Here is a 9,630-nt window from a genome sequence, read left to right on the forward strand (position 1 = left end):
ACCTGATCCCATTCCGAACTCAGAAGTGAAACGACTTAGCGCCGATGGTAGTGTGGGGTTTCCCCATGTGAGAGTAGGTCATCGTCAAGCTCTTAAATTGAAATACCCCGAATCAGCAATGGTTCGGGGTATTTTTTTGTAGCCCGCAAAAGCTCGAGGCGCTTGCCGATGCCCTAACGGTCATGGTGACGGCGGGCGTCCTGCCCGCCGCCCTTCGGGCGCCCGTTCGGGCGTCGTCTTCGGCATCCTGCCTCCGACTCAAGCTCCCCTCCAGCGGGTGGGGCTGTGCCTCGGCTCGTCCTTCGGACCTCGCCGATTCGCTCGGCCTGCGGCCATTGCGGGTGCGCCTTGTTCTAACTCATCGTCTTTGCCTTCCCGTAGGTCGGTTTAGGCCTCAGGCCGTAAACCGACAAACTCTCCCACACTCTCCCCAACCGACAAACCCACCCGTTTCGCTTTCCTAACACTGGTTACTTTTCGCAGAGTTGGTACACTACCGTGGCCCGAACCTGTGGGTAGTTTTACTAGATAAAACGTTTTTTATATGCTATAAAACCAACCTCCGGTCTGATCGGCTGTTCGCTCCAATGTGAGGTATTCGGTCAAGTTGGTCCAGTGCTGAATGGCAGGCCCGGAGCTCAATAAAAGAGAGTCATAAAGATGCAGCAATTACCCCATTCTTTGAAAACCCTGAGCGCAGTGGTATTTGGCAGTATTGTGACGCTGTCTTGCAGCGCCGAGACCAATGAAACCGCGGCAGAGGAAGAACTTGAACCCTGGCAGCAGGCCCAGAAGACAGAAGTCTGGGAGCCGGTTCCTCCGATGGTGGAAGTGCCCCAGGACGGTGTCCCGTCCGATGCAATTGTTCTGTTTGATGGTAGCGACCTGGACGCGTGGGTCGGGGAGAACGGTGGAGAGCCGACCTGGAATCTGGACGGTGATGCGATGACCGTGGCCCGTCGTCAGGGTGGTATCCGGACCAAGCGGGAATTCTGTGACGTGCAGCTTCATATTGAATGGCGTTCTCCAACCGATATTGAAGGGATGGATGGTCAGGATCGAGGCAACAGCGGTGTGTTCCTGCAGGAGCGCTATGAGATTCAGGTGCTCGATTCCCATGACAATGAAACCTATCCCAACGGCCAGGCTGCATCGGTTTACAAGCAGTCCATTCCCTTGGTGAACGCGACCCGTCCGCGTGGCCAGTGGCAGGAGTACGACATTATTTATCAGGCCCCGCGCTTTGATGACAGTGGTGCGCTGGAAGAGCCTGCCTACGTGACCGTGCTGCACAATGGTGTCGTGGTACAGAACCACTTCGAGATTCAGGGCGCGACTGAGTGGATCGGCGAGCCGAGCTACGATGAAGCGCACGGCTGTGCTCCCATTTTCCTGCAAGACCACGACGCGGCGGTCAGTTTCCGGAATATCTGGGTTCGCGAACTGTAATACTCCCAGGAGGCAGGATTGCCTGCCTTTTTTCATCGGCGAGGGATCGCGACGCAAGACCCGGCTGAACGCGACAGCCGGGTTTTTTTTAGTCAACTCAACACAAAACGATAACGTTAGGCACGGCGCAGCGCCATTCTGTTCAGAGGTAAAACTATGCTGAAAATAATAAAGAGGTTCGGTCAATCCTTTTGGGTGGTGTCGGCAGGCGTGCTCTCCCTGTTCGTCATTGGAGTGCAGGCGTCAGTGCTGACGCCCGAGGCACCCTGGGAGCAGGTTCATGATGTTCTGTATCAGGACGGGCGGTTAGAGCCTGTGGTTGGAGAGGGCAAACCTGAGACGCTCTTTCTCGACAGTGGCGCGGAGGACATAAGGCTCTTGTCGGAAGAGTCTCTGGGAGACTCCGTTCTGACGTTTGAAGTCCTACTGGCCGAGCAAGCCCGCGCGGGTGTTTATCTGCAGGGGCGCTATGAAGTGGTGCTGACCGGATCCGAGCAGACGGAGGCCTTGAAGACCGACAGTATGGGTGCCCTTGCGCCGCGATGGAATGAAAATCGGACTCCCCCGGAGTTTGATGGTGTGCCGCCCTTGCGCTCGGTAGGTGACACTGTTGGTCAATGGCTTCCCGTGGAAATACAGTTTCGCGCCCCTCGCTACAATGAGGCGGGGCAGAAAGTAGAGCCCGCCATGTTGCTTGAGGTTCGCATCAATAACCAGATCGTTCAGAAGCGTACGCTGCTTACCGGGTTTACCCGAGGTTCGATTAACCCCTGGGAGACAACATCGGGGCCTTTGATGGTGCACGTTCATCAGGGACCGGTGGCGCTGCGCCAGGTGTCCTTGGCGCACGCCGATTTCAGTGCGGTCGAGCTGCCCTCTGAAACGGGCGGCGAGTCCAACCTGGGGCAGCTGGAAGATTTTGTGGCCAAGGGCGAGAAGGCATTCAAAGCGCTGGGCTGCACCTCATGTCATGCCGTCACCGACGGCGAAAAATCGGTACGTGCCGGCCCCAACCTCTATGGATTGTTCCAACGGACCCCTCGTGATCGGGAAGTCAAGCAGGGGGAGGGAGACACCCGGTTCACTCTGAAAGCGGATCGGAGTTACCTGCACCGCAGTATCCGTCAACCGGATGCCGAGTTGGCAATCGCCGAATCAGGTTCAAACTCGGGTCAAGTTTATCAGCCGATCATGCCGGCTTACTCGACCGATACCTTGAGCGACGGTGATCTGGGTGCGATCGGGGCCTATCTCAAAACACTCAATCCGCTGGCAACCCAGGGGCCGGTCGTTCAACTGGTCGAAGAGGGTGGGCCGGAGGTCTATGATCCACTCACTGATGGATTGCAGCGTCTGGTTCTGGATGAAGTCCAGATCCAGCGGGGACCCATGCCTGGCACGTCCGGACGAGCCATACATGTTGGGCTGCCCAATGGTGTGAACTACAGCTTTGACCCCAGAGTGCTGGGTGTGGTCAAGCTCTGGCAGGGTGGTTTCCTGGATATGGGAGGTGAATTGCGCAATCGCGGCGGAGGCGGTTTGCGTATGGGGTATGACAGCCGGGAGATTGGTCTGGGGGCGACCAATACGTTGTTCGCACCCCTTCAACCGGACGGAACGCCGGTCGACTTTTCATTCAAGGAATCGGTCTTCCAGGATCACGAGCGGGTGCGGGCTGCGCTGTACAGTGAGAAGGACCACTTTGATCTGCTCGCGGAAGTCGATGCCCGTTTTCACGGTTACCGGCGAGACTCCCGACAAGCGGAGGCGGCTCCCACGTTTGAGGTATCCGTCGGTGACAATCGCTTTGGAATGACCATGGACATCAGCGCCCAGGGTGTTCTGACGCTGGAGGTTGATGGGACCCTGAACTCCGAGCAGCGCCTGCAGCTGGCAACGGAGCTCGTCACGGATATCTCGGTCTCTGAAGGTTCAATTACCGAGGGTCAGTGGGTTATTCCTGAGGGGAGCGAATTGCCGGTGCGCCTGCAGGGACAACTGGCACTGTCTGACAACCCCTGGCGACCGACGTCCAAGTCGTTTGACCATGTACGTCAGCCGCTGAAAGTGGTGCCCTCGCAGGCGGACCTTCTGGACGGCTACGCCATCGAAGACTATCTGCCCCCCAAAGACAACTACGGTCGAGATCTCCTGTTTGAGCCCTTGGGGATCGCCGTGGCTGACAATGGGACGGTTGTGGTGTCGACCCGAAACGCGGGGATCTGGCGATTGATCGATGATGAGTGGCACCTGTTTGCCGAAGGTCTTTTCGATAGCCTGGGCGTCGTGATTGAAGACAAGGCGGGTCTGGATCTGGTGGTTGGCCAGAAAGCCGAGTTGACCAGGATTCGGGACACCAACGGTGACGGGCGCGCAGATCACTACCAAACGTTGTTCGATGGGTTCGGTTATCACAGTAACTACCACACCTATCTGCACGGGCCGGTGAAAGGCGCCGATGGTGCTTATTATCTGGGGCTGAATCTGGCTCATACCGACGAGGCGGTCTACAAAGCCGATGGCCTCTATATGGGCTCTCAGGGAGGCTTCAGTGGCTGGGCGTTCAGAGTGACCCCCGACGGTGAGGCCACGCCCTGGGCCAGTGGTCTGCGCAGTGCGGCCGGTTGGGCCTTGGGGCCGGATGATCAGGTCTGGTTTACCGAGAACCAGGGCGAGTTTGTGGGCACCTCGAAGCTTTTCATGCTGAAGAAAAATGCCTTCTATGGGCATCCGTCCGGGTTGGTTGATCTGCCGGGGATGACGCCGGGCTCACAGGGCATAGCCTGGTCGCGAGTGCGGGACCATCGCGAACCGGAACGGCTCTTGATGCCCCAGAACCTGTTGGCGAACTCTCCGGGGCACCCGGTCTGGGATACCACCCAGGGGCGCTTTGGCCCATTCTCTGAACAGATACTGATCGGTGACCAGACACAATCCAATCTGTTCCGGGTCGCGCTGGAAACCTTGCCGGATGGAACGGTGCAGGGAGCGGCAATGCCGTTTGCCCGGGATCTGGCGTCCGGGGCAATGCGTCCGGTTTTTCTGCCCGATGGCAGTCTGCTGCTGGGGCAAACCGGGCGTGGCTGGCAGGCGAAGGGTGGTCATGTGGCCGCCTTGCAACGTGTGAGTTGGCAGGGTGAGCAGCCTCCGCTGGCGTTGAAGCAGATAACAGTCACCGAAGATGGCTTTACTCTGCAGTTCACCCGGGCACTGCCGGAAACCCTGACCCCTCAGGCGCTGGCAGATGCGCTCGCGCTGAGTTCCTGGACTTATCGGGATGCACCGGATTACGGTTCAGAGCAATTGGGCCAGCGTGACGAAGCGATCGCCGGCCTTACGCTAAGTGACGACCGCACGGCGGTGACGTTGGAGTTGGAGTCGACAGAGGTGCCGAACGTGCATCCACAACAAACGGCTCGGGTGTACCACTTCACGCTCGAGTCCGACGTGTTGACGCGGGATCATGGCGGTGTGCCGATGAGTGCGTTTTATACATTGCATCGCTTCGCCCCCTGAAGATGATGGAGCATCCAGGGATGGATGTAATTATCGTCTTCATCTGGATTTTCCCCGTCAGGTTTGCTTAGATGCCTCCATCGACCAGCCTGATGGACACCTGTTCTATGAGTACCGCGACCGGCACCCTCACGATTGACCTCTCGGCCCTGCGGGCCAACTGGAACACACTGTGTTCCGTCCTTGAGCAAAGGCCGGCCGCGGTGATCAAGGCCGATGCCTACGGGCTTGGCGCGGAACCGGTGGGCCAGACGCTTTATCGGGCGGGCTGCCAGGAATTTTTCCTGGCCACCCTGGAGGAAGCGTTGACTGCCCGCAGCTTTCTTCCGGACGATGCCGTCCTCTATATTCTCGGCGGCGTCCGCCCCGGCGAGGAAGAGGAGTGCATAAACGCGGGGCTGATACCGGTGCTTTACAGCCGGGCGGCCATGGACCGTTGGGCATCAGTCTGTCGGGCGCTGGATGTTGCCTCTCCCTCGGTGATCAAAGTGGACACCGGTATGACGCGGATGGGGCTCAGTCAGGAAGACTGGCGTGACTGTGTGGCGAAGCCCGAATTGCTTGCCGGCTGTCATTCGGTCCTGGTCATGAGTCACCTCGCCTGTGCCGACGAGCCCGATCACCCCATGAACAGAGAGCAGCAACAACGGTTTGTGGCTGTGGCGCAAAGTGCTCGACGCTTGTTGCCGGGTATCCGCTGCAGTCTGGCCAACTCATCGGGTATTTTCCTGGGAGCCGACTGGCACTTTGATCTCGCGCGTCCGGGGGCGTCTCTGTATGGCTTTGACCCCGTGGCCGATGGTGAGCCTGCCATGGAAGCGGTGGTGAAGTTGGATCTGCCGGTCCTTCAGGTACGAGAACTGAGCCACCCGGCGAGTATTGGCTATGGAGGCGAGACCCGCCTGCCCGCCGGGCGGCGCCTGGCGGTGGTGGCCGGGGGCTATGCCGATGGACTCAATCGCACCATCGGTCGAGAGGGCGGGGTAGGTTATCTGGGGAATACGCGCGTTCCGGTGGTCGGACGAATCTCCATGGACACGACCATTTTCGACATTACGGAAGCGGCGCCCCCCGAATCGCCCGAAAACACCTGGATCACCGTCCTTGACCATCGGTTGCGGGTGGCCGATGTATCCCGCCGCATTGGTGCGCTGGGTTACGAAGTGCTTACCAGCCTGGCCGGGCGCTACCGTCGCGTTTATCGAGAGGTGGCGCAATGAGTCGTGATGAAGCGACCCTGTCCCGACTGCTGCACACGCTTTCCAGTGGCCATTACCACTCCGGGGATGAGTTGGGACAACGGCTTGGTATCAGCCGCGCGGCGGTGTGGAAGCAGCTGCAGAAGCTGAGCGAGTTGGGGATCGAACTGGAATCGGTGCGGGGCCGGGGTTACCGGCTCTTGGGAGGTCTGGAGCTGCTGGAGCCGGATCGTCTCTGGGAACAGCTGGGTGATCAGACGCGCGCTCAGCTCACCGAGCTGGAGGTTCTGTCGGTCACCGACTCCACCAACTCGCAAGCCATGCAGCGAGCCGCCCTTGGTCAGGGCGGCTATGTCTGCTTGGCGGAACAACAGACGGCCGGTCGCGGGCGTAGAGGGCGTACCTGGGTCAGCCCGTTCGCGCGCAACCTCTATCTGTCGCTCAGTTGGGGGTTTGAGGGCGGTGCGGCTCAGTTGGAGGGGCTCAGCCTCGCGGTTGGTGTGGCAATGTGCCAGGTGCTCGAGTCAGAAGGGGTTGGGGCGGTCGGCTTGAAGTGGCCCAATGACCTGCTGTGGCAGCAACGCAAGCTCGCGGGTGTGCTGCTGGAAATGACGGGGGATCCGGCCGGCGCCTGCCAGGTGGTGGTCGGAGTCGGTCTGAACCTGGCGATGCCCGACCAGCCCGCCCGCGACATCGAGCAGCCCTGGGCCGACCTGGAAACCGTGTGCGCGTCTGAGCGCTGTCCGGTTCCTGGGCGCAACGTGCTGGCGGCCCGGCTGATTGATGCCCTGGTGGCACTGCTGTCCGGTTACCATCGCGAAGGCTTTGCCGCCTGGCGCGAGGCGTGGCTCGCTCGCGATGCGTTTGCGGGGCGCCGAGTTGTGGTCAGCTCCGGCGCTCGAGCGCAGGAAGGGATTGCCCGAGGGGTGGATGTCAGTGGTGCATTGCTGCTCGAGCAGGACGGCGAGCGCGTTCTGTGCCACGGGGGCGAGTTGTCGATGAGAGCTGCGTCATGATTCTGGAAATTGATTGGGGAAACAGCCGGATTAAATGGCGCCTGCAGGGCGAATCCGGTACGCTGGCCGCCGGCGCCGACGCGGGTAAGGACCTCGAGACTGTGAGCAGCTCGGTGCAAGATGCCTTGCCTGCCGGTGTCGTGCCGGACACGGTGAGAGTGGCATCGGTGCGTCCGGCGGCGGATGAAGCCCGGCTGGTGCAGTGGGCGCAGTCCCAGTGGCGGCTTACCCCCTGGTTTGCGCGTTCGCTGGCCGAGTGTGCGGGCGTAGTGAGTGCTTACTCACGGCCCGGGCGCCTGGGGGTCGATCGTTGGCTCGCTCTTTTGGCGGCGCGCCAGGTGTCCCGGGAGGCGGCCGTGATTGTTCAGGCCGGCACCGCGCTTACCGCGGATCTGCTGGATGAGCGGGGTGTTCACCGGGGAGGCTATATTGCCCCCGGGTGGCAGACGATGCGCCGGGCTCTGGATGTGGGAACGGCCCGGGTTCGAAGTCTGCAGGGGCCGCCGGAGAGGCTCCAGCTTGCGCCGGCGAACAATACCGAAGGAGCCGTCGAGGCCGCACTGTCTGCGATGGTGGTCGGGTTTGTCCAGAATGCCTGTCAGCAGCTTGAGAGATCCTCCCGGTTGATTGTGGCCGGCGGTGACGCCGGGCTTATCGGTACCCACTTTTCGCAGGCATGCTTGTGGCAGGAGATTGTACTGGACGGTCTGGCGGTGGCGTACCGCGCTGAGACCGGCGCCTAAGCAATCCGGATTGGTTCATTTCAGGGTAGAGCAGTTATATGCGGGCAATACTCGCGGTCTTGGTGCTGGTCAATGTGTTATTGCTGGCACTTCATCAGTTTGGGGTAATACCGACCTCTGGGCCCTCGGGCAGCGGAGAGGCGCCTGTGGTTCCCCCTTCTGCCCCGTCTCTCCAGCTTCTGTCCGAGGCGTCTGGCGAGTTGCCGCTTGCCGGGCATTCGCAGAGTGATCAGGATCAGGGCTCCGTGTCGGACGCCTTGCCCCTGTGTGTCCTGGTGGGCCCCTTTACTGAGCATGGCGATGCTGACTCCATTGGTCAGCGTCTGAGGGCGCTGGATGTGACGGCCGAGTCGCAGAATATCGAGGTGTCTGACGGGCGTGGGTACTGGGTGCATCTGGCGCCGGAATTGTCCCAGAGGGAGGCGTTACGGCGCCTCCATGAGCTCCAGGCCAAGCAGATCGACAGCTACGTGATTCCCCGGGGAGAGCTCGCCAACGGCATCTCGTTCGGCATGTTCAGTCGCCGGGCTCTCGCGGAAGCGCGCCGGGATGAGCTCCAGGCGCTCGGTTATGACGCCAAGATCCGCGAAGTGGAGCGAACGCACAGGGAAATCTGGCTTGTAATGCCGGCTTTGCAGGCTCGGGCGCTGTCGGATCGGCTGTGGGAGGAGTTGCTGGCGGAGTATCCCACGCTGGAGCGAAGACAAAATTTGTGCCCAGGTGTTGCTTCTGAGTAAAAGTTTCTCTAGAATCCCGCCTCCACGTTGAGACGTGGTCAGGTTCGAGTGCTGGCGTAGCTCAGTTGGTAGAGCAGCTGACTTGTAATCAGCCGGTCGGGGGTTCGACTCCTCTCGCCAGCTCCATTCAACCTGAAACCCTGCATGTAACTGTGTGAAAAGATTGAATTTTCGGTTGACAGGCGGGGTTGCGAGCCGGACAATGCCGGCTACTTTTTGGCAGGGGTTCCCGAGTGGCCAAAGGGATCAGACTGTAAATCTGACGCGCAAGCTTCGGAGGTTCGAATCCTCCCCCCTGCACCATATTAGAAGGGCGCTCTGCGAGAGAGTCCTGCAAGGCCTGGCAGGAAGCAGGCCCGAGTTTGCGGGCATAGTTCAATGGTAGAACCTCAGCCTTCCAAGCTGATGATGCGGGTTCGATTCCCGCTGCCCGCTCCACTTTGCGGTGGAGCCAAGTAAGGCCTGAAACGTTTTCAAAGCTGATGTAGCTCAGTTGGTAGAGCACACCCTTGGTAAGGGTGAGGTCGGCAGTTCAAATCTGCTCATCAGCTCCATTTTGTCAGCTGCGGAGGTGTGCCTCCGCAGCGGTTTTTTGTCTGAGTATCCGTTGTCCTTGTGGCGCTTTGTCGCGTTGGCAGAGCCCGAAGTGCGCGGAATGGTTAACCCATCTGTAAAGCTTGAATGTGAGGAGGCGCTCGCAATGGCGAAGGAAAAATTTGAACGCAGTAAGCCCCACGTCAATGTGGGCACCATCGGTCACGTTGACCACGGTAAAACCACGCTGACCGCGGCTCTGACCCGCGTGTGCTACGAAGTCTGGGGCAGTGGTTCTGCCATGGCCTTTGACGGTATCGACAATGCGCCGGAAGAACGTGAGCGTGGTATCACCATTGCGACCTCTCACGTAGAGTACGATTCACCGACCCGTCACTACGCGCACGTAGACTGCCCGGGCCACGCCGACTATGTG

Annotated in this window: 7 protein-coding genes, 4 tRNA genes and 1 rRNA gene; all 12 read left to right on the top strand. The window is 60.0% G+C overall.

Annotated features, from left to right (window positions below; all coding sequences use genetic code 11):
• Nucleotides 1-90 (top strand): 5S ribosomal RNA (rrf, locus tag CMG77_RS00300); the annotation flags it as partial.
• Nucleotides 91-660: 570 nt separating this feature from the next.
• A complete protein-coding gene (locus tag CMG77_RS00305; RefSeq protein WP_286804538.1) occupies nt 661-1,449 on the top strand; it encodes a 3-keto-disaccharide hydrolase in 789 nt (262 codons plus the stop codon).
• Nucleotides 1,450-1,605: 156 nt separating this feature from the next.
• Nucleotides 1,606-4,965: a DUF7133 domain-containing protein gene (locus tag CMG77_RS00310; protein WP_286804537.1), complete on the top strand. Its 3,360-nt coding sequence runs from the start codon at nt 1,606-1,608 to the stop codon at nt 4,963-4,965.
• Between the two features lie 107 nt (nt 4,966-5,072).
• Complete coding sequence (gene alr / locus CMG77_RS00315) at nt 5,073-6,185, top strand: alanine racemase (RefSeq protein WP_286804536.1); 1,113 nt, start codon at nt 5,073-5,075, stop codon at nt 6,183-6,185.
• Nucleotides 6,182-7,180 (top strand): bifunctional biotin--[acetyl-CoA-carboxylase] ligase/biotin operon repressor BirA, encoded by a 999-nt coding sequence (gene birA / locus CMG77_RS00320; RefSeq protein ID WP_286804535.1) that lies wholly within the window; start codon nt 6,182-6,184, stop codon nt 7,178-7,180. The genes alr and birA overlap by 4 nt, the downstream gene beginning before the upstream one ends.
• Nucleotides 7,177-7,923 carry a type III pantothenate kinase gene (locus CMG77_RS00325; RefSeq protein WP_286804534.1) on the top strand — a complete coding sequence of 249 codons (747 nt, stop codon included), beginning with the start codon at nt 7,177-7,179 and terminating at the stop codon, nt 7,921-7,923. Before birA ends, CMG77_RS00325 begins: the two co-directional genes overlap by 4 nt.
• Nucleotides 7,924-8,069: 146 nt before the next feature.
• On the top strand, nt 8,070-8,660 hold the full coding sequence (locus CMG77_RS00330) for an SPOR domain-containing protein (protein WP_286875977.1): 591 nt from the start codon (nt 8,070-8,072) through the stop codon (nt 8,658-8,660).
• A gap of 50 nt (nt 8,661-8,710) precedes the next feature.
• Nucleotides 8,711-8,786: transfer RNA gene (locus tag CMG77_RS00335), tRNA-Thr, on the top strand.
• A gap of 93 nt (nt 8,787-8,879) precedes the next feature.
• Nucleotides 8,880-8,963, top strand: a tRNA-Tyr gene (locus tag CMG77_RS00340).
• A 61-nt stretch (nt 8,964-9,024) separates the two neighbouring features.
• A tRNA-Gly gene (locus CMG77_RS00345) sits at nt 9,025-9,098 on the top strand.
• Between the two features lie 40 nt (nt 9,099-9,138).
• Nucleotides 9,139-9,214 (top strand) — tRNA-Thr (locus CMG77_RS00350).
• Nucleotides 9,215-9,360: 146 nt separating this feature from the next.
• A partial coding sequence (locus tag CMG77_RS00355) for a GTP-binding protein (protein ID WP_286903386.1) occupies nt 9,361-9,630 on the top strand: 270 nt, incomplete at its 3' end.

The sequence above is a fragment of the Marinimicrobium sp. genome (genome assembly GCF_002695945.1).
GTDB classification, from domain to species: Bacteria; Pseudomonadota; Gammaproteobacteria; order Pseudomonadales; family Cellvibrionaceae; genus Marinimicrobium; species Marinimicrobium koreense.

Bases quoted from the DNA above. Each gene is read 5' to 3' on its own strand.
- CMG77_RS00325 (WP_286804534.1), top strand. From the start codon at position 7,177: ATGATTCTGGAAATTGATTGGGGAAACAGCCGGATTAAATGGCGCCTG.
- alr (WP_286804536.1), top strand. From the start codon at position 5,073: ATGAGTACCGCGACCGGCACCCTCACGATTGACCTCTCGGCCCTGCGG.
- CMG77_RS00310 (WP_286804537.1), top strand. From the start codon at position 1,606: ATGCTGAAAATAATAAAGAGGTTCGGTCAATCCTTTTGGGTGGTGTCG.
- CMG77_RS00305 (WP_286804538.1), top strand. From the start codon at position 661: ATGCAGCAATTACCCCATTCTTTGAAAACCCTGAGCGCAGTGGTATTT.
- birA (WP_286804535.1), top strand. From the start codon at position 6,182: ATGAGTCGTGATGAAGCGACCCTGTCCCGACTGCTGCACACGCTTTCC.